Origin of the sequence: Acrocarpospora corrugata, from assembly GCF_009687845.1 — a bacterium.
GTDB classification, from domain to species: Bacteria; Actinomycetota; Actinomycetes; order Streptosporangiales; family Streptosporangiaceae; genus Acrocarpospora; species Acrocarpospora corrugata.
This window is the reverse complement of sequence record NZ_BLAD01000038.1, coordinates 252,721-272,381: the sequence shown is the minus strand read 5'-3', so window position 1 is coordinate 272,381 and position 19,661 is coordinate 252,721. Positions and strand designations below refer to the sequence as shown.

Sequence of the window (19,661 nt, the reverse complement as noted above, 5' to 3'; positions counted from 1 at the left end):
AAATGCGTCTCTCTTTGCACGCGAGCCCCACGGGTCGCTAGCGTGTCTCTCCCAGAGCCCGTGGATGACCGAGTAGACAACGTGCCGCGCCGGGGAAGCGCCGCATGGTCCCAAAGGTCAACCACGGGCTCATTCCCGGTAAACCGCAGGCCGGAAAGTAGAGAAGCGCCCCGGTTGCGAACTTCCGGCAACCGGGGCGCCCTCCCGAGGATCAGGCCCGGGCGAGTGTGCCCAGGTACAGCTCGATGACCTTCGGGTCGTTGATCAGTTCGCTGCCCTTCGCCATGTAGGCGTTGCGCCCCTGGTCCAGGACGTAGCCGCGATGACAGATCTGCAGGCAGCGCCGCGCGTTCTGCTCCACCATGATCACCGTGACCCCGGCCTGGTTGATCTGCTGGGCCTGGATGAACACCAGGTCCTGCAGTTTGGGCGACAGCCCGGCCGACGGCTCGTCCAGCAGCAGCACGGACGGCTCGGTCATCAGCGCCCGCCCCATCGCGACCATCTGCCGTTCGCCGCCGGACAGCGATCCGGCCCGCTGCTTGCGCCGCTCCCGCAGCGCGGGGAAGATCTCGCAGACGAAGTCGAACCGCTCCCTGAACTTCTTGGGCGTCTGGAAGGCGCCCATTTCGAGGTTCTCCTCGATGGTGAGGCTCGGGAAGACGTTGTTGGTCTGCGGGACGTAGCCGACGCCGCGGGCCACCAGCGAGTGGGCCTTCAGGCCGGTGATGTCCTCGCCGTTCAGGGTGACCGCGCCGCTGCGCACGTTGACCAGGCCGAACAGGGACTTCAGCAGGGTCGACTTGCCGGCGCCGTTGGGGCCGATGATGCCGATCAGTTCGCCCTTGCCGACGTACAGGTCGCAGCCGTTGAGGATGTTGACCCCCGGGACGTACCCGGCGAAGAGCTCATCGGCTCTGAGCACGGCCTCTTCCGCGCCCGCCAGATGCTCCGAGCGGTCGACGACCGCGGCGGTGGACTCCTGCCCGGCGGGGTCTTCGCTGCTCATGCCTTCTCCTCAATTTCCGCCTCTAGCTCCGCCTCGGCCTGGTGCAGCTGCTCCTCGGCCTCGGCCGTGGTCAGCGGGGCGTCGTGGTGGGCGCCCAGATAGGCGTCGATCACCCGGGCGTCGGCCATGATCGTGTCGGGCGGGCCCTCGGCGATGACCGTGCCCTGGGCCATCACGATGACCCAGTCGCTGATGTCGCGGACCATGTCCATGTCGTGCTCGACGAACAGCACGGTCATGCCCTGCTCGCGCAGGTCCTTCACGTGGCCGAGCAGGGACTGGGTGAGGGCCGGGTTGACGCCCGCCATGGGCTCGTCCAGCATGACGAGCTCGGGGCCGACCATGAGCGCCCTGGCCATCTCCAGCAGCTTGCGCTGGCCGCCGGAGAGCGAGCCGGCGAAGTCGTCGCGCTTGGCGCCGAGCTTGAAGCGTTCGAGGAGTTCCTCGGCCCGGACGGTGATCTCGTCCTCCTGGGGCTGCCAGAGGCCGGAGAAGAGGGCGCGGAAGAAGTTCTCCCCGCGCTGCTTCTGCGCCCCGAGCCGCATGTTCTCCATCACCGTCAGCTTGGACAGCGCCTTGGTGAGCTGGAAGGTCCTGACCATGCCCCGGCGGGCGACCTGGTGCGCCGAGACGCCGTTCATCGGCTTGCCGTTGAACGTCCAGGCGCCGGAGTCGGCGGTGTCGAAACCGGTGAGCTGGTTGAAGAACGTGGTCTTGCCGGCGCCGTTGGGCCCGATCAGCGCGGTGATGGAACCGCGCTGGATCTCCACGTGCTCGACCTCGACGGCGGTCAGGCCGCCGAAGCGCCGCACCACGTTGTCGACCACGAGGATGGGGTCGGGCTTGGGCGCGCCGGGTTCCGAGGGCACGCTCGCGAGCGCGGCGAGCGCCTCCGCCTTGCGGTTCACAGTGTCAGCGTGCATCGAGCGCGATCTCTCTCTTGTCGCCGAGGATGCCCTGCGGGCGGTAGATCAGCAGGAGTACCAGGCCGAGGCCGACCAGCATGTAGTTGATCGAGCCCACCTGGTTCACCGTGATGAAGGTGATCACCTGGTGGTTGACGGCCTCTTCCATGCCCGTCTTGACCAGGATCAGCAGGCACCAGAAGATCACCGCGCCGAGCACCGGGCCGAACACCCGGGCGGCGCCGCCGAGGATGAGCACGGTGTAGGCGAAGAAGGTCAGCTCGGTGCTGAACAGGTCGGGCTGGGTGGCGGCCCGGCTGAGCGCGAACAGGAACCCGGCCAGCGAGCCGATGACGCCGCCGAAGACCAGGGCCTGCATCTTGTACGAGAAGACGTTCTTGCCGAGGCTGCGCACCGCGTCCTCGTCCTCCCTGATGGCCTTCAGCACCCGGCCCCAGGGGCTCTTCATGACCAGGTAGACGACCGCGCAGGCGGCGGCCACCAGGATCCACCCGACGGTGAGCACCCACAGTGTGCGGTGGTCGAAGGCGATCGGGCCGATCCCGTACTGCCCCGGGGAGTAGATGTTCATCCCGTAGAAGTCGTCGGAGAACGCTTCCAGGCCGTCGGTGCCGCCGAAGGTGCCCTGCAGCGCCACCGAGCGGACCACCAGGCGGACGATCTCGGCCGCCGCGATGGTGACGATGGCCAGGTAGTCGGCGCGCAGGCGCAGCGTCGGGATGCCCAGCAGGAGCGCGAACAGGACGGCGGCCGCCAGCCCGATCACGATGCCCAGCCAGAAGGGCAGCCCGAGGGTGGCCACGGTGGTCGCGACGCCGTACGCGCCGACGGCCAGGAAGCCCGCCTGGCCGAAGTTGAGCAGCCCGGTGTAGCCGAAGTGGATGTTCAGGCCGATCGCGGCGAGCGCGTAGATGACGGCTTCTGTGCCGATCCCGGCCTCGACGGCGCGGGAGAAGATGAGAGTCCAGTCCATGACTTCGACCTAACCGATCCGCTCGCGGCGGCCGAGAATGCCTTGCGGCCTGACAAGGAGCACGAGGATGAGCACGGCGAGGGCGCCGACGGTCTTGAGCTCCGGGGGGATCCAGATCGTGGAGATCTGCACGAACATGCCCACCACGAGCGAGCCGACCAGGGCGCCGAAGGCGGTGCCGAGGCCGCCCAGGGTCACCCCGGCGAACATCAGCAGCAGCACCTGCTGGCCCATCTGGAAGTTGAGGATCTGGGTGGTGCCGAGCATGATCCCGGCCAGGCCCGCGACCGCGGTGCCCATGGCCCAGACGATCCGGATGATCCGGTCCACGTTGATGCCGGAGGAGGCGGCCAGCGCGGGGTTGTCGGACACCGCCCGGGTGGCCTTGCCCAGCCGGGTGAAGGTGAGGGCCAGGCCGACGGCGATCAGGACGGCGATCTCGATGCCCATCGCGATCAGGCTCTTGGGCGTGGTGAAGACGGGCCCGAGCTTGATGCCGTCCTGGGCGACGTACTGCTCGTACGGGACGTTCTCGCCGCCGAACAGGAAGAGCAGCAGGTAGCGCAGGAACATGGCCACGCCGATGGAGATGATCATCATCGACACCAGGCCGGTCTTGCGGTTGCGCAGCGGGCCCCAGAAGAAGCGTTCCTGCCCGTACCCGAACCCGGCCGCGACGATCACCGCCAGCGGTGTCGCGATCAGCAGGTGCAGGCCGAAGGTCGAGTTGAGGACGAACGCGATGAACGCGCCGACCGTGAGCAGCTCGCCGTGGGCGAAGTTGGTGAGGCCGGTGGTGCCGAAGATCAGTGAGATGCCCAGCGCGCCCAGGGCGATGATCAGCCCGAGGCTGAGGCCTTCGAAGGCGAGCTGTGCCACCCGGGTCCAGAAGGCGCTGCTGCCGCCGCCGTCCGGCGGTGTCGCGACCCCGGCGGCGTCTCCGCTGGCCAGGGCGAACAGGACGTTCCGGTAGTTGCCTTCGAACACCTGCACGCTCAGCGTCGCGCGGTCCTTGAACTTGAGCACCGTCCCGGCGGGGAGGGTCGCCTGATCCAGGGTGACCTTGTAACTGCCCGCGGCGGGGACTTGGACTTCCCATTTGCCGTCGGCGCCCGACGTGGCCTCACCGACGGGTTGGCCGTCCCCGGAGGTCACGCTGATTTTCACGCCGTTCACCGGCTGGCCTTGGTTTTGGAGTGTGCCCCTCAGCGACTCCCCTTCCGCCCAGGCGGGAGAGGCGAGCAGGATGAAGAGCGCACCCAGGAAGGCCGTGAAAGCGATCACGGCTCTGCGCAAAGCTGTTCCCTCACTTAGGTCATGGCCGGGTTGTGCCCAGCCAGCCCGAACACGCGATATTGCAAGAAGTCTGCACCGTTGTGGCCGGAGCATATTCTCTGGAGTCCGATTATGGACCGTTCGTCACCAATCGGTGACCAGAGCGTTCTGTGTGCTTCCGGCCCTCCCAAACGAAGAGCCCCGGCCTTGCGACCAGGGCTCTTCACGGCTGTGTGAGCCGAGCGGTGGGACTAGCCGGCGACCTTGCCGGACAGGTAGGTGATGTTGGCGTACTTGTTCTCGGCGTCGTACTGGTAGATGCCGATGGTGGCCTCGGACGGGTCACCGGCGTCGCTGAACTCGACCGGGCCGCTCAGGCCGTCGTAGTCGATGTCCTTGCCCTCCTTGAGCAGGGCGAGGCAGGCGGCGAAGTCGGTGCACTTCTCGCCGCCCTTGCTGACGTCGATCAGCTTGCTGGCGACCGCGGTGCCGGCGTCGGACTTGGCGGCCTCGGCGGCCAGCGCCGACAGGACCGTGGCGTCGTAGGACTCGGGAGCGTAGCTCCAGTCCGTCAGCGCCGGGTCGACGGAGAGCAGCTTCTGGCGGAAGTCGTCGGGGGCCTTGGCGCCGGGCAGCGTGCCCTTGATGCCTTCCAGGGTTCCCTTCGGGAAGTCCTTGGAGTAGTCGGCGAGGTTGCCGTCGACGAAGTAGATCTTGACCTTGTCCGGGCCCAGACCCTGCTTCTTGAGCTCAGGAATGATCTTCGTGGTCTCGTTGAACGCGATCAGGGCGATGGCCTTGGGGTTGGCCTCCTTGATCTTCGCGACGTCCGCGGAGAAGTCCGCGGCGGCCGGGTCGTACGCGGTCTTGACCACGATCTCGCCACCGCCGCCGCTGACCGACTTCTCGACCTCGTCGGCCAGGCCGTTGCCGTAGGAGTCCTGGCGGTTCAGGATGGCCACGGTGTCGCTGCCGTCCTGGACGATGAGGTCGCCGAGGACCCGGCCCTGGAGCACGTCAGAAGGAGCGGTCCGGAAATAAAGACCCTTGTCCGCATAAGTCGTGAACTCAGGTGAGGTGTTCGCCGGGGAGAAGTGCACCACGCCGGCGTTCGTGATCTTGTCGATGACCGTCTTGGACACACCGGACGAGGCCGCGCCGATCACCACGTCGGTGTTCTGCTGCAGCAGTTTGTCCACCGACTGGGACGCAATGTCGGTCTTGGTGTCGCCAGAGTCGGTGTCGATCTCCACCACCGGCTTGCCGAGGACGCCACCGGCCTCGTTGATCTCCTTGACCGCCAGCTTCACGCCCGCGAACTCCGGCGGGCCAAGGAAGGCCAGGTCACCGGTCTGCGGCAGCAGGGCACCAACGGTGAGCACGCCATCGCCAGCAGCTGCGGCGGGCGCGGAGGAAGCCGGTGCCGCAGGCGCGGAAGACGCCGGCGAAGCGGTTTCCTCGCCGCCACCACAGGCCGTGAGCGCGAGACTGGCCGCCGCGGCGACCGCCAGCACGCGCCCAAAGGGGGCAATGCGGATCATGAAGTGTCTCCTTCATCCATGCCCGGACCACGCAGACGCGGGTCCGATCGAATGGTGGAAACGTACATAACCCCCATGCGTCTGACCAGGAATGCATCAGAACTGACGGCACTTGGATGCCGAGTCGTAATAAGTCCTCAACCTTGCCTGCCCAAGCCGTTGACCTGGAATGACCCCGAACACCGCTAACATTAGCCGCGGAACCCGACGTTTCACCGTGTGGGCCCTGCTCATGACTCCGGGTTACGCCCACCGGCTTCCGTCACCACGATCTGGGCGACCTGACGCATGCTCAGCCGCTGGTCCATGGAGGCCTTCTGGATCCACCGGAACGCCTGCGGCTCGGTCCAGCCGTGCTGGGTCATCAGCAGGCCCTTCGCCCGCTCGACCAGTTTCCGGGTCTCCAGCCGCTCGGAGAGGGTGGTGACCTCCTTCTCCAGCGCCGCCAGCTCCTCGTGCCTGCTGACCGCCATCTCGATCGCGGGGACCAGATCGGCCTTGGTGAACGGCTTCACCAGGTAGGCCATCGCGCCCGCGTCCCTGGCCCGCTCGACCAGGTCGCGCTGGGAGAACGCGGTCAGGATCAGGCACGGCGCGATCCGCTCGGAGACGATCTGCTCGGCGGCCGAGATCCCGTCCAGCACGGGCATCTTCACATCCAGGATGACCAGGTCGGGCCGGAGCTCGGTGGCGAGCTTCACGGCCGTCTCACCGTCGCCGGCCTCACCGACGACCGCGTAGCCATCCTCTTCCAGCATCTCCTTCAGGTCGAGGCGGATCAGTGCCTCATCTTCCGCGATCACCACTCGCCGCTGCGTTCCAGTCACGCACAAGAGGTTACCGACGTCCGCTACATTAGGAACACGCCCGGGGGCCGGTACGGCACAAGATCCCGGACGGTGATCTGCCCTGATATCCCAACGGCAGAGGAAATGGTCTCAAACACCATCTAGTGTGGGTTCGAATCCCACTCAGGGCACGGAAACGGCCCGCCGGGCGATGCCTGGCGGGCCGTTCGCGTCTGCGGGCTCAGGCCTGCGGGTGGGCCACCGCGGAGCCGATGGTGTGCACCCGGAGGGCGTTGGTGGAGCCGGGGTTCCCGGGCGGGGAGCCGGCCACGATAACGATCTTGTCACCCTTTTCGAACTCGCCGAGGGCGAGCAGCGAGGCCTCCACCTGACGGACCATGTCGTCGGTGTGGTGCACGAACGGCACCTGGAAGGTCTGCACCCCCCAGGTCAGCGCCAGCTGGCCGCGGATCTGCGGGTTCGAGGTGAAGGCGATCAGCGGGATCGGCGAGCGGTAGCGGGCCAGCCGGCGCGCGGTCTCGCCGGACATGGTGAAGGCCACCAGGGCCTTCGCGCCCACGATGGCGCCGACCTCGGCCGCCGCGCGGGCGATGGCGCCGCCGGTGGTCTCGGGGCGGCGGTCCAGGTTGTGGGTGGCGTGCAGGGTGGCGCCCTCGGCGGCCGTGGCGATCTTCGCCATGGTGACCACCGAGTCGATCGGATAGCTGCCGACCGAGGTCTCGCCGGAGAGCATCACCGCGTCCGCGCCGTCCATCACCGCGTACGCCACGTCCGAGGCCTCGGCCCGGGTCGGGCGGGGGGCGCTCATCATGGAGTCGAGCATCTGGGTGGCCACGATCACCGGGTGCGCCTTCTCCCGGCACAGCTCGATGATCCGGCGCTGCACGATCGGCACCTGCTCCAGCGGCAGCTCCACGCCGAGGTCGCCGCGGGCGACCATGACGCCGTCGAAGGCGTCGATGATCTCCTCCAGGCAGTCCACCGCCTGCGGCTTCTCCACCTTGGCGAGCAGCGGCAGCCGGACCCCCTCCTCGTCCATGATCTTGTGCACGATCATGGCGTCCTCGGCGGAGCGCACGAACGACAGGGCGATCATGTCGAAGCCGGTGCGGAGGGCCCAGCGCAGGTCCTCCTCGTCCTTCTCGGTGAGCGCCGGGGCGCTGACCGCGACGCCGGGCAGGTTGAGGCCCTTGTTGTCGGAGATCATGCCGCCGACCACCACCCGGGTGGTGACCCGCGGCCCTTCGACGGCGAGCACCTCCAGGTTGAGGCGGCCGTCGTCGACCAGGATGGTGTCCCCTGGCTTGACGTCTCCGGGCAGGCCCTTGTACGTCGTGGAGACGATGTCGCGATCGCCGGGGACGTCCTCGGTGGTGATGGTCAGCACGTCGCCGACGCCCAGCCGGACCGGACCGGAGGCGAACTTGCCGACGCGGATCTTGGGGCCCTGCAGGTCGGCGAGTACGCCGACGGCGCGGCCGCAGTCGGCGGCCGCTTCACGCACCCGGTCGAGTACCTCCTGGTGCAGTTCATGACTGCCGTGGGAGAGGTTGAATCGCGCCACGTCCATGCCCGCCGCGATCAGTTCGCGGAGGCGCTCCGGAGAGGAGGTGGCGGGACCGAGGGTACAAACGATCTTAGCTCGACGACTCACGAGTCCTAGCCTAATTGGTCCAGACCACTTGATAGTGACGGCTTCCATTGCTGTGGCCTAATTGTCAGTGACTTCACGCGATCGCTTAGGTGTCCTAGCCTTACCCGCTATGGGGCGTATCTGGAGGTTAGCTGCCGTCTCGACGCTGATGAGCGTCATCGCGTGCGGTGCACAGGCTACCGAATCAACCGGGCCCCCAACCGGCGTTTCGGTCTCGTTGCAGCAGTGGCGTTCCGATGTGCCGGTGCACCGCCTCCAGGTGGCGGTCGCCAACACCGGGACGGTCCCGCTCTTCTTCGAGGAGTTGCAGCTCCAGACGGAGTCCTTCCAGACGATGCCGCCGCGCCGGGTGGACATGCCGCTGGGCCGCACGCCGCGGACCGATCTGCCCATCCCGTACGGCCCCGCCCGCTGTGACCCGACCACGATCCCGGCACCGAAGCCCGCCGTGGTGGTGGCGAAGCTGCGGGTCGGAGACGAGCCGGCCCGCGAGGTCAGGTTCCCGATCCCCGCCACCGACCCGCTGCTGGCCCAGCTGGTGCGCACCGAATGCGCCGCGTTCATCCTGGCCCAGACGGTGGACGTGGCGTTCGGGACGGCCTGGACCCGCGACGGCGACCGCCTGCGCGGCGCGCTCCTGGTGACCCGCAGGCGCGGCTCGGGGCCGGTGAGCGTGGACGACCTGGTGGGGACCACGCACTACCGGCTGGAACCGGTGTCGGGGAAGCGGAAGCCGGTGGACGTGCTCACCGGGGCGAGCCTGGAGATCCCGGTGCTGATCACCCCGACCCGGTGTGATCCGCACGCGTTCGCGGAGAGCAAGCAGGCGTATCTGTTCACGGTGCGGGGCACGGCCACGCCGGGCGGGGAGTCGTACAACATGACCGTGGTGCCGCCGGAGGCGGTGCAGCTGAAGTTCCTGGACTACGCGGTGGACGTGTGCGACCTGCCGCGCTGAGCGCGGCGCAGTACGACACCGGCCCAGGAGATCGCGATGGCCGCGATGACGATCCAGCGGACCAGCCAGACGTAGTCGGCCGGGTAGACGACGCCTTCGATGTAGGTGTCGATGAAGCCGCCCGGGGCGAGGCCGCGCGCCCCCGCGTGGGCGCGGCCCCAGTTCTCCAGCGCGGTGAGCGGGCACTCGACCCAGCCGGTGAGCTGGACCACCCCCCAGGCGGCGAAGCCCAGGTGCGGCCAGATCAGCTTCGGCCGGCGCCAGGCCAGGTAGCCGCCCAGGGCGATGTACAGAATGACGATGAAGTGCACGACCATCGTGACTTCCCAGATCGCCTGGTAAATCATGCTTCCACGCTATGCCTGGCGGGCCCCGGCGGGATCCGCCCGGCTACTCAGCTCGGCCGGGCGGAGTGCTCAGGCGTCCTTGGGTAGCGTGACCGCCCGGTACGCGCTGACCACGCCGCGCCCGTAGAAGCCGTTCCGGCCCCGGTCGCCCTCGCAGAGCTGCACGACGCTCGCCGAATACTTGTACGCCCGCGGCGCCGGGCAGCCCTTGTCCGGCGCGGAGGCGTACAGCAGGCGCTCGGCCGTGGCCGGGTCCAGGGCCAGCCCGCCCTTGCCCGGCTTGCCGAACCGCGCGACCAGCAGCGCGACGACACCGGTCACATGCGGGGCCGCCATCGAGGTGCCCTCCAGGTACTGGTAGTACGAGCAGGTGCCGCGCGCGCACGACCGCACGGCGGCGGGGCCGCGCGGCCGGCCGGCCTTGTCCAGCAGGCCCTGGGCGCGCAGCGTCCTGGCGGGGGCGGCGGCCAGGATCTCCCGGGTCACGCCCTTCAGCCGGGTGCCCTTGTCGTCGAGGTCGCCGCCGGGGGCGGACACGTCGGCCTGCTCGACGCCGTAGTCGGAGTAGGAGGCCTTGCGCCCGCTCGGGCCGAGCGAGGTGACCGAGATGACGCCGTCCATCTCGGCGGGCACGTTCAGGCAGGAGTTGTCGACCTTGCGGTCGCGTTCGGCGCCGAGCGGGTAGTCGGGGCTGGTGGTGTCGCCGGCCGGGCTGCCCAGGTCGGTGGCGCCGTTGCCGATCGCGGAGACCAGTGTGACCCCGTGCGAGCGGGCGTAGTCCAGGGCCCGCTTCATGCCCTCCAGGATGCCGCGCTGCTCCTGCTGCTCGGCCGGGCTGTCGCCTGGGTTGGCGGGGCAGTTGAACATCCACGGGTCGACGTAGAACGACATGTTGACCACGTCGATGCCGTGGTCGCCCGCGTAGGTGAGGGCGTCCATGGTGGGCTTGAGGAAGAAGTAGCCCGAGTCGTGGCCGGCCCGCAGGTTGACCAGGGAGACGCCGGGGGCGACGCCGCCGATGCCGATGCCGTTCAGCGGGGAGCCGATGGTGCTGGCCACGTGCGTGCCGTGGCCCTCGTCGTCCACGTCGGCGGGGTCCTTGCAGCCCAGGTACTCGCACGGGCCGTCGAGGGTCTTGCCGTTGGGGTCCTTCGGCCGGTCGGTGACGAAGTTGCGGCTGAGCTTGCGGTTGAAGTTGGGCGCGATGTCGGGGTGCCTGCCGTCGATGCCGGTGTCGATCACGCCGACCAGGACCTGGTGGCTGCCGCGCTGCCTGGCGTACGACCCGGTGGGGGTGGCGCCGATCATCCGCATGTCCCACTGGCGGGGGGCGAGGGGCTCGCCGGCGACGGCGGCTCTCGGGCCGGCGGCGGGCGTGACCTGCCGTTCGGGCGCGCCGGTCCAGCGGGCCCGGGTGGTCGCGCCGATCTTGCGGTCCCTGGCGATCGCGGCGACGGCCGGGCTGGCGCCCACGCGGGCGGGTTCGGCGGTGCTGGCGAGCAGGTAGCCGAGCCGGGACTCCACGCTCCTGACCGTGCCGCCGGTGGCGGTGACCGCCCGTGCGGCCTCGGCCTGGCCGCCGGGGCGGTAGAACACGAGGTACTCCCCGGCGGGCGCCGACGGCGCGGCCGTGGTCCCGGTGGTCCTGACGCCAGCGCAGGCCGTGCCCAGCAGTGCCGCTGATACTCCGAGCGCCAGAATGAGGGCCGCCCGCCGCTGCTTGCTCAACAATCCTCCTCGTACAGGACTAAGATCCTTCTTCCCATAAGGGGCAATTGCAAGCCGATAAGCACATTTACGATATGTGCAAAAAAACATACGGCGTCCCGCTATAAGGCGGAACGCCGTAGTTTTCGGAGAAATATCAGACGAGCGGGCGGGCGGTCGGCGGGATCGCGACCGGCAGGGCGGTCTGGCCGGTCAGGTACTCGTCCACGGCCGCGGCGGCCGAGCGGCCCTCCGCGATCGCCCAGACGATCAGGGACTGCCCGCGCCCCATGTCCCCGGCGGCGAACACCCCGTCCACCCCGGTCTGGTAGGACTTGTTGCGCGCCACGTTCCCGCGCGGGTCGAAGAACTCCCCGGCCGACAGATCGGCCAGCTCGGACAGCAGGCCGCCCTTGTCCGGGCCGAGGAAGCCCATCGCCAGGGTCACCAGCTGGGCCGGGATCTCCCGCTCGGTGCCGGGCACCGGCTTGAACCCGGCGGCGGGGCCCTCCACCTCGACCAGCCGCAGCGCGGCCAGCCTGCCGTCGGCGTCCTTGACGAACTCGGTGGTGGACACCGCGTACACCCGGTCGCCGCCCAGTTCGGCGAGCTCCTCGTGGGCGCTCTCCATCTTGAACAGCATCGGGAAGGTCGGCCACGGCTGGGAGCCGGGGCGGTCCTCCGGCGGCCTGGGCATGATCTCCAGCTGGGTGATGGAGGCGGCGCCCTGCCTGATCGCGGTGCCGATGCAGTCGGCGCCGGTGTCGCCGCCGCCGATCACCACGACGTGCTTGCCCCGCGCCGAAATGCTGGAGTCGCCGAAGCCCTTGTTGGCGGGCGGCAGGAACTCCATCGCCTGGTAGACGCCCTCGGCGTCCCGGCCGGGCACCGGCAGGTCGCGCCACGCGGTGGCGCCGCCGGCCAGCACGATCGCGTCGAACTCGGCGCGCAGCTGGGCGGCCGTGATGTCCACGCCGACGTTGACGCCGGTCCTGAACTCGGTGCCCTCTGCCGCCATCTGCTCGATCCTGCGGTCGATGTTGCGCTTCTCCATCTTGAACTCGGGGATGCCGTACCTGAGCAGGCCGCCGATGGCGTCGGCGCGCTCGAACACGACCACGTCGTGCCCGGCCCTGGTCAGCTGCTGGGCGGCGGCCAGCCCGGCGGGGCCGGAACCGACCACGGCCACCTTCTTGCCGGTCTTGGCCAGCGGCGGCTGCGGGGTCACCCAGCCCTCGGCGAAGGCCCGGTCGATGATCTCGACCTCGACCCGCTTGATCGCGACCGGGTCGGCGTTGATGCCCAGCACGCAGGCCATCTCACACGGCGCCGGGCAGAGCCGGCCGGTGAACTCGGGGAAGTTGTTGGTGGCGTGCAGCCGCTCGATCGCCTCCCGCCAGTCGTCCCGGTAGACCAGGTCGTTCCACTCCGGGATCAGGTTCCCGAGCGGGCAGCCGTTGTGACAGAACGGGATGCCGCAGTCCATGCAGCGGGCGGCCTGCTTGGTCAGCTTCTCGGCCGGGAAGTCGTCGTAGACCTCCCGCCAGTCGCGGATCCGGACGTCCACCGGGCGACGGCCCGGCAGCTCGCGGCCGTGCGTCAGAAAACCCTTCGGGTCAGCCATCGGTGTCCCCCCTCATCCGTGCGAAGCGGCCATGACGGCCTCGTCGATGTCCCGGCCCTCGGCTTCGGCCGCGGCGCGGGCGCGCAGCACCCGCTTGTAGTCGATGGGCATGATCTTGCCGAACCTGGCCAGCGCGGCGTCCCAGTCGGTGAGCAGCGCCTTGGCCACCGGCGAACCGGTCTCGGCCAGGTGCTTTTCCACGGTCTCCCTGAGGAACTCCGAGTCCTCCTCGGTGAGCGCCTCGATCTCCACCATCTCCCGGTTCACCCGGACCGGGTTGAGATCCAGCACGTACGCCACGCCGCCCGACATGCCGGCCGCGAAGTTGCGCCCGGTCGGCCCGAGCACCACCGCCCGGCCGCCGGTCATGTACTCGCAGCCGTGGTCGCCGACGCCCTCCACCACCGCGGTGGCGCCGGAGTTGCGCACGCAGAACCGTTCGCCGACCACGCCGCGGATGAACGCCTCGCCGGAGGTCGCGCCGTAGAGGCCGACGTTGCCGGAGACGATGTGCCCGTCCAGGTCGTTGGCCGGGCGGACCGCGATCCGGCCGCCGGACAGGCCCTTGCCCAGGTAGTCGTTGGCGTCGCCGGTGAGCCGCAGGGTGATGCCGCGCGGCAGGAACGCGCCGAAGGAGTTCCCGGCCGAGCCGGTGAAGGACACGTCGATGGTGTTGTCCGGCAGCCCCGCCCCGCCCCAGCGGCGGGTGACGTGGTGGCCGAGCATGGTGCCCACGGTCCGGTTCACGTTCCGGATCGGGAGTTCCAGGGTGACCCGCTCGCCGAACTCCAGCGCGCCCTCGGCCAGCTGGATCAGCGTGTTGTCCAGCGCGCGCTCCAGGCCGTGGTCCTGCGGGACGATCTGGTGCAGCGCCGTGCCCGCCGGGAGTTCCGGCTGGTAGAGGATCGGGCTCAGGTCGAGCCCGGCCGCCTTCCAGTGGTCCACGGCCGCCTCGGTGTCGAGCAGTTCGGCGTGGCCGATGATCTCGTCCAGCGACCGGTAGCCCAGCTGGGCCAGGTACTCGCGGACCTCCTCGGCGATGAACTCGAAGAAGTTGACCACGAACTCGGGCTTGCCGGTGAAGCGCTTGCGCAGCTCCGGGTTCTGGGTGGCCACGCCGACCGGGCAGGTGTCCAGGTGGCAGACGCGCATCATGACGCAGCCGGAGACGACCAGCGGGGCGGTGGCGAAGCCGTACTCCTCGGCGCCCAGCAGGGCGGCGACGATGACGTCCCTGCCGGTCTTGAGCTGGCCGTCGGCCTGCACCACGATCCGGTCCCGCAGGCCGTTCAGGAGCAGCGTCTGCTGGGTCTCGGCCAGGCCGAGCTCCCAGGGCGCGCCCGCGTGCTTGAGCGAGGTGAGCGGGGAGGCGCCGGTGCCGCCGTCGTGGCCGGAGATCAGCACCACGTCGGCGTGCGCCTTGGAGACGCCCGCCGCGACCGTGCCGACGCCGACCTCGGAGACCAGCTTGACGTGCACCCTGGCCAGCGGGTTGGAGTTCTTCAGGTCGTGGATGAGCTGGGCCAGGTCCTCGATCGAGTAGATGTCGTGGTGCGGCGGCGGCGAGATGAGGCCGACGCCCGGGGTGGAGTGCCGGGTCTTGGCGATCCACGGGTAGACCTTGTGGCCGGGCAGCTGGCCGCCCTCGCCGGGCTTGGCGCCCTGCGCCATCTTGATCTGCAGGTCGTCCGCGTTGACCAGGTACTCGCTGGTCACGCCGAACCGGCCGGAGGCCACCTGCTTGATCGCCGACCGGCGGGCCGGGTCGTGCAGCCGCTCCGGGTCCTCGCCGCCCTCGCCGGTGTTGGACTTGGCGCCCAGCCGGTTCATCGCGATGGCCAGCGTCTCGTGCGCCTCCATCGAGATGGAGCCGTAGGACATGGCGCCGGTGGAGAAGCGGCGGACGATGCTCTCCACGGACTCGACCTCGTCCAGCGGGACGGGCGTGCCCGGGCGGAGCCGGAACAGGCCGCGCAGCGTCATCAGGGTCTCGGACTGGCCGTCGACCAGGGAGGTGTACTCCTTGAAGACCTCGTAGCGCTTGGTCCTGGTGGCGTGCTGCAGCTTGAAGACCGTGGTCGGGTTGAACAGGTGCGGCTCGCCCTCGCGCCGCCACTGGTACTCGCCGCCGACCTCCAGCCGCCGGTGCGCGTTCTCCGCCCTCGGGTACGCCTTGAGGTGGCGCTGCTGGGCTTCCTCGGCCAGCACGTCGAAGCCGACGCCGCCGAGACGGGAGGTGGTGCCGGTGAAGCACTCGCCGATCACGTCAGGGCCGAGGCCGAGGGCTTCGAAGATCTGCGCGCCGGTGTAGGACGCCACGGTGGAGACGCCCATCTTGGACATGACCTTGAGCACGCCCTTGCCGTACGCCTTGATCAGGTTGCGGACGGCCTTGCGCGGGTCGATCGAGAGCATGCCGGTGGCGGTCATGTCCTCGACGGTCTCGATGGCCAGGTAGGGGTTGATGGCGCTGGCGCCGTACCCGACCAGGAGGGCCATGTGGTGGCACTCGCGGGCCTCACCGGTCTCGATCACCAGGCCGACCCTGGTCCGGGACTTCTCCCTGATCAGGTGGTGGTGGACCGCGCCGGTGAGCAGCAGCGCCGGGATCGGCGCCTTCTCCGCGGAGGAGCCGCGGTCGGACAGGACGATGATCCTGGCCCCGTCCGCGATGGCCCGGGAGACCTCCTCGCGGATCTCCCGCAGCCGCCGCAGCAGCGCGTCCCCGCCGCCGCCGACGTGGAACAGGCCGGAGACCACGTACGGCTGGAAGCCGGGCAGCGCGCCCTCGTCGTTGATGTGGACGATCTTGGCCAGCTCGTCGTTGTCGATCACCGGGTACGGCAGCACCAGGCGGCGGCAGGACGCGGCCCCCGGGTCCAGCAGGTTGCCCTCAGGACCGATCGTGGACTGCAGGGAGGTGACCAGCTCCTCCCGGATCGCGTCCAGCGGCGGGTTGGTGACCTGGGCGAACAGCTGGCTGAAGTAGTCGAACAGGAGGCGCGGCTTCTCGCTCAGCACCGCGACGGGCGAGTCGGTGCCCATCGAGCCGAGCGGCTCGCCACCGGTCACCGCCATCGGGGTGAGGATGATCCGCAGCTCCTCCTCGGTGTAGCCGAAGGTCTGCTGCCGCTTGACCAGCGCCTCGTGGGTGGGGTGCTCGTGCTCGCGCTCGGGCAGCTCCTCGAAGCGGACCAGACCGGCGTGCAGCCACTCCCCGTACGGCTCGGCGGCGGCCAGCTCGGCCTTGATCTCGTCGTCCTCGATGATCCGGCCGCGCGCGGTGTCGACCAGGAACATCTTGCCGGGCTGCAGCCGGCCCTTGCGGATCACCCGCTCCGGCTCGATGTCGGAGAGCACGCCCGCCTCGGAGGCGAGCACGACCAGGCCGTCGTCGGTCACGTAGAACCGGCCGGGGCGCAGGCCGTTGCGGTCCAGGACCGCGCCGACCAGGGTGCCGTCGGAGAAGGAGATCGAGGCGGGGCCGTCCCAGGCCTCCATCAGGGTGGAGTGGAACTCGTAGAAGGCGCGCCGCGCCGGGTCCATCTCGGTGTGGTTCTCCCACGCCTCCGGGATCATCATCAGCACCGCGTGCGGCAGCGACCGGCCGCCCAGGTGCAGCAGCTCCAGCGTCTCGTCGAAGGAGGCGGTGTCGGAGGCGTCCGGGTCGCAGATCGGGAACAGCCGCTCCAGGTCGCCGGGGATGAGCCCGGTGCCCAGCATGGCCTCCCTGGCCCGCATCCAGTTGCGGTTGCCCTTGACGGTGTTGATCTCACCGTTGTGCGCGATGTACCGGTACGGGTGGGACAGCGGCCAGGACGGGAAGGTGTTGGTGGAGAACCGGGAGTGCACCAGCGCGATCGCGGTCACGTACCGGTCGTCGGACAGGTCGGGGAAGAACGGCTCGACCTGCTGCGGGGTCAGCATGCCCTTGTAGACGACGGTGCGGCTGGACAGCGAGGCGAAGTAGACGTCCACCTCGTGCTCGGCCCGCTTGCGGAACGCGAACGCGGCCCGGTCCAGCTCGATGCCGGTCAGGTCGCCGGCGGAGACGAACAGCTGGCGGAAGGAGGGCATCACGGCGCGGGCGCTCGGGCCGGCGTGCGTGGTGTCCACCGGGACCTCGCGCCAGCCGAGCACGGTCACGTTCTCCTCGGCCGCGATCTCCTCGATCATGCGCACGGCGACCGCGCGGGCCTCCCCGTCGTGCGGGAGGAAGGCGATCCCGGCCGCGTACGCCCCTGCTTCCGGCAGGGCGAACGGGGTCACGGCGCGGTAGAGCGCGTCCGGGATCTGGGTCAGGATGCCGGCGCCGTCTCCGGTCTCCGGTTCGCTCCCCCGCGCACCCCGGTGATCGAGGTTGATCAGCGCGGTCAGAGCCTTCGCGACGATGTCGTAGCTGCGGCGGCCGTTGACGTCGGCAACCATCGCGACGCCACAGGCGTCGTGCTCGTTCGCAGGGTCGTAAAGGCCCTGAGGCTCGGGAAAGCCCCCAGGACGGCCAAGGCGGGCAGCAGGCATGTAATCACTCCCGTCGTCATCTTCTGCGTGGAGACAGAGGGACGACGCTGGCCCTGCTGCAGTTGTGGTGTGTAGAGATTACCCCACCCTGTGGCAGTCGTCCCGCCTGGGCATTCGTGGAAAACGTCAGGGGGGCGATGCGCCGATAGGGTTTCAGTTATGGCTATCGACGAGCTGTTCGCACAAGCCGGGGTTGATGGCAGGCGGCTCCGTAGGGCGGTCGCCCTCCTCGCGGATGGGCGCTGGTGGACACTCGCCGATCTGGTCCGGGAGACCGCCACGTCGCGGCGGACGATCGAGGCGCTGCTGCGTGAGCTCCCCCTTGAGCATCACGGCGAACGCGTCCGAATCCCAGCTGATCAGGCTAAACACTACAACACTGGCACTGAATCCAATATTTCGGACCCCGTGTCTCACCTTATGGACATATATGGGGATACGGTGGCCCGAATCGCGGAGCTGATCGCCAAGGCGCCCCGGGGGCGGCACACGCTCGACCATGTGGCCGCCACGGCGGACACGGTGGTGCGGCGGGCGCTGCTGCTCGGGGAGCGGTTCTGGCTGCCGGGAGCGCGGGTGCTGTGTGTCGGAGATCACGATCTGACCTCGCTGGCGGTGCGGATGATCCATCCGGAGGCCGAGGTGGCGGTGGCCGATGTCGACGAGCGGATCCTGGAGTATCTGGACGGGCAGGGGCTGGGGGTCCGGGCTTTCTGGGCGGATCTGCGGCTGGGGTTGCCGCCGTCGGTGCGGGGGTGGGCGGATCTGGCGGTGACCGATCCGCCGTATACGCCGGAGGGGGTCGGACTGTTCGTGGCGCGGGCGGCGGAGGGGCTGCGGGATCGGGAGCAGGGGCGGATTCTGCTGGCGTATGGGGCTTCTGAGCGGACGCCGATGCTGGCGTTGAAGGTGCAGAGCGCGCTTTCGGATCTCAATCTGCTGACTGAGGCGATATTTCCGGACTTCAATCGGTATCACGGGGCGGAGGCGATTGGGAGCGCGGCCGATCTCTATGTGTTGCGGCCGACGACGAAGACGTGGCCGTCGGTGGCGTCGCGGGTGGACAAGCTGGCGACCGCGATCTACACGCAGGGGCCGCAGTCGGTGGAGGCGAAGGGCAGCGAAGCTTTGCCGGGGCTTGGCGGGATCGAGGAGTTCGGGCCGGGGCTGCTGGTCGGGGAGTGGCCGCGTGAGCTGCTGCCCAAGCTGCCCCGGGTCCGGTTGTCGACCTGGCTGGCCAAGCCGTATGCCGCTGATCCTGAGCGGGTGGCGGTCGCCGTGCCGGCCGGTCTGGAGGCCGTCCTGCCGCGGGTGCTCCTCGCCAGCCGGGCCCGGCATGTTCGCGTGCTGCTCGCGGGTGCGCCCGATCTGCCGGCTCTGGACCTGCTCTCCCCCGTCTACGACCTCACCGTCGACGGGACTGTCCTCGATGCGGTACGGCGTGCGCTCCCCGGCCATGAGTCCGCCCGGATCGCGCGCCGCGTCCTCGACAACGCGCACGGCAAGGTCGCCAACTCCTGGCGCGAAGCCCTCGTCTCGGCGAAGGGCCTCACCAAGAGGCAGGCCCGCGCTCTCGTTCCCGGCTGGGCCGATGCCACCGCTCTGGAGCTCCCCGCGCATCGCCTGGCGTCCCTCGTGCACAGTTGCGAGGACACCCTGACTACTCCGCCGCCAGAAGACGCCCCTGGACGAACTGGCTGACCGAGTCCAGCGCGAGCAGCGGCTCGGTGAGATCCGGGCGCTCGTCCCCCACCGGGGCCACCCAGCTCACCACGACGAAATGCCCCAGCGCCCTGACCTGCGCCGACCCGCCGTCGACAGCGGGCTGCCCCGGCATGACCTTGAGAAACGCGCCCTTCTCGAACGCCTTCACCAGCAACCCCGCCGCCGCCGAATCCGCCATGTTGAAGATCGCGAACTGCCCCGAAACGCCATCCTCGCTGAACACCGCCCGCACCACCTGGCTACACCCCGCCAGCGGCGCGCTCCCCCACACCGCCTCCGCGCAGTTCCCCGAAACCACCGGCACCCCACGCTTCATCTGCGCCGCCCCAAAACTCACCAAATCCTTGGGAAAAACTTCCCCAGGAGTAAGAGGCTCCGCATCGACATTCCGGCTCGCGATCGGCTCATAAATAGCCGAAGACACCTCCCCCCGGAACACCTTCGGCCGAGCCCCCTCAGGAGGCCCCGAACACCCCGCCCCAAGAACCGCCCCGACCACCACCACTACCACCCACCGCATGAGGCCCGATCCTACTTAAGCCCTCCGACAAGCTCCGGGCGATTCCCCATCACGCCTCCGGCGGGGGACGTG

At 69.3% G+C, this 19,661-nt stretch carries 14 protein-coding genes and 1 tRNA gene; 3 read left to right on the top strand and 12 right to left on the bottom strand.

Annotated features, from left to right (window positions below):
* Nucleotides 1–211: 211 nt before the first annotated feature.
* The 6 genes from Acor_RS05920 to Acor_RS05895 all read right to left on the bottom strand — a co-directional run bounded on the left by Acor_RS05920 (nt 212) and on the right by Acor_RS05895 (nt 6,557).
* A complete protein-coding gene (locus Acor_RS05920; protein WP_155335508.1) occupies nt 212–1,009 on the bottom strand; it encodes an ABC transporter ATP-binding protein in 798 nt (265 codons plus the stop codon).
* Nucleotides 1,006–1,932, bottom strand: a complete 927-nt coding sequence (locus tag Acor_RS05915) for an ABC transporter ATP-binding protein (RefSeq protein ID WP_155335507.1) — start codon at nt 1,930–1,932, stop codon at nt 1,006–1,008. The genes Acor_RS05920 and Acor_RS05915 overlap by 4 nt, the downstream gene beginning before the upstream one ends.
* Entirely contained in the window at nt 1,922–2,908 is a 987-nt protein-coding gene (locus Acor_RS05910) for a branched-chain amino acid ABC transporter permease (RefSeq protein WP_155335506.1), read from the bottom strand. Before Acor_RS05910 ends, Acor_RS05915 begins: the two co-directional genes overlap by 11 nt.
* Nucleotides 2,909–2,917: 9 nt before the next feature.
* Nucleotides 2,918–4,204 carry a branched-chain amino acid ABC transporter permease gene (locus Acor_RS05905; protein WP_246238449.1) on the bottom strand — a complete coding sequence of 429 codons (1,287 nt, stop codon included), beginning with the start codon at nt 4,202–4,204 and terminating at the stop codon, nt 2,918–2,920.
* Between the two features lie 230 nt (nt 4,205–4,434).
* Nucleotides 4,435–5,724: an ABC transporter substrate-binding protein gene (locus tag Acor_RS05900; RefSeq protein WP_155335504.1), complete on the bottom strand. Its 1,290-nt coding sequence runs from the start codon at nt 5,722–5,724 to the stop codon at nt 4,435–4,437.
* 230 nt (nt 5,725–5,954) lie between these two features.
* The gene (locus tag Acor_RS05895) at nt 5,955–6,557 is read right to left on the bottom strand and encodes an ANTAR domain-containing response regulator (protein ID WP_155335503.1); all 603 of its coding nucleotides are present in this window, start codon (nt 6,555–6,557) and stop codon (nt 5,955–5,957) included.
* 73 nt (nt 6,558–6,630) lie between these two features.
* Between Acor_RS05895 and Acor_RS05890 the strand changes: the two genes are divergently transcribed.
* Nucleotides 6,631–6,703, top strand: a tRNA-Leu gene (locus Acor_RS05890).
* A 50-nt stretch (nt 6,704–6,753) separates the two neighbouring features.
* On the opposite strand, the gene pyk is transcribed toward Acor_RS05890, so the two are convergent.
* Nucleotides 6,754–8,187, bottom strand: coding sequence for a pyruvate kinase (gene pyk, locus Acor_RS05885; protein WP_155335502.1), 1,434 nt, complete (start codon nt 8,185–8,187; stop codon nt 6,754–6,756).
* Between the two features lie 244 nt (nt 8,188–8,431).
* Between pyk and Acor_RS05880 the strand changes: the two genes are divergently transcribed.
* A complete protein-coding gene (locus tag Acor_RS05880) occupies nt 8,432–9,145 on the top strand; it encodes a hypothetical protein (protein WP_155335501.1) in 714 nt (237 codons plus the stop codon).
* Here the strand turns inward: Acor_RS05880 and Acor_RS05875 are convergent.
* The 4 genes from Acor_RS05875 to gltB all read right to left on the bottom strand — a co-directional run bounded on the left by Acor_RS05875 (nt 9,112) and on the right by gltB (nt 17,344).
* The gene (locus Acor_RS05875; RefSeq protein ID WP_155335500.1) at nt 9,112–9,492 is read right to left on the bottom strand and encodes a DUF2784 domain-containing protein; all 381 of its coding nucleotides are present in this window, start codon (nt 9,490–9,492) and stop codon (nt 9,112–9,114) included. The genes Acor_RS05880 and Acor_RS05875 overlap by 34 nt on opposite strands.
* Nucleotides 9,493–9,561: 69 nt before the next feature.
* Nucleotides 9,562–11,220 carry a S8 family peptidase gene (locus Acor_RS05870; RefSeq protein WP_246238448.1) on the bottom strand — a complete coding sequence of 553 codons (1,659 nt, stop codon included), beginning with the start codon at nt 11,218–11,220 and terminating at the stop codon, nt 9,562–9,564.
* Between the two features lie 136 nt (nt 11,221–11,356).
* The gene (locus Acor_RS05865) at nt 11,357–12,823 is read right to left on the bottom strand and encodes a glutamate synthase subunit beta (protein WP_155335498.1); all 1,467 of its coding nucleotides are present in this window, start codon (nt 12,821–12,823) and stop codon (nt 11,357–11,359) included.
* A 12-nt stretch (nt 12,824–12,835) separates the two neighbouring features.
* Nucleotides 12,836–17,344: a glutamate synthase large subunit gene (gene gltB, locus Acor_RS05860; protein WP_155335497.1), complete on the bottom strand. Its 4,509-nt coding sequence runs from the start codon at nt 17,342–17,344 to the stop codon at nt 12,836–12,838.
* Between the two features lie 441 nt (nt 17,345–17,785).
* On the opposite strand from gltB, the gene Acor_RS05855 reads away from it, so the two are divergent.
* Nucleotides 17,786–19,045 carry a bis-aminopropyl spermidine synthase family protein gene (locus tag Acor_RS05855; RefSeq protein WP_246238447.1) on the top strand — a complete coding sequence of 420 codons (1,260 nt, stop codon included), beginning with the start codon at nt 17,786–17,788 and terminating at the stop codon, nt 19,043–19,045.
* Here Acor_RS05855 and Acor_RS05850 read toward each other — a convergent pair.
* Nucleotides 19,005–19,406: a hypothetical protein gene (locus Acor_RS05850; protein ID WP_155335495.1), complete on the bottom strand. Its 402-nt coding sequence runs from the start codon at nt 19,404–19,406 to the stop codon at nt 19,005–19,007. The two genes, Acor_RS05855 and Acor_RS05850, sit on opposite strands and share 41 nt — an antisense overlap.
* Nucleotides 19,407–19,661: the final 255 nt, after the last annotated feature.

Bases quoted from the DNA above. Each gene is read 5' to 3' on its own strand.
- Acor_RS05920 (WP_155335508.1), bottom strand. From the start codon at position 1,009: ATGAGCAGCGAAGACCCCGCCGGGCAGGAGTCCACCGCCGCGGTCGTC.
- Acor_RS05915 (WP_155335507.1), bottom strand. From the start codon at position 1,932: ATGCACGCTGACACTGTGAACCGCAAGGCGGAGGCGCTCGCCGCGCTC.
- Acor_RS05910 (WP_155335506.1), bottom strand. From the start codon at position 2,908: ATGGACTGGACTCTCATCTTCTCCCGCGCCGTCGAGGCCGGGATCGGC.
- Acor_RS05900 (WP_155335504.1), bottom strand. From the start codon at position 5,724: ATGATCCGCATTGCCCCCTTTGGGCGCGTGCTGGCGGTCGCCGCGGCG.
- Acor_RS05875 (WP_155335500.1), bottom strand. From the start codon at position 9,492: ATGATTTACCAGGCGATCTGGGAAGTCACGATGGTCGTGCACTTCATC.
- Acor_RS05865 (WP_155335498.1), bottom strand. From the start codon at position 12,823: ATGGCTGACCCGAAGGGTTTTCTGACGCACGGCCGCGAGCTGCCGGGC.
- gltB (WP_155335497.1), bottom strand. From the start codon at position 17,344: ATGCCTGCTGCCCGCCTTGGCCGTCCTGGGGGCTTTCCCGAGCCTCAG.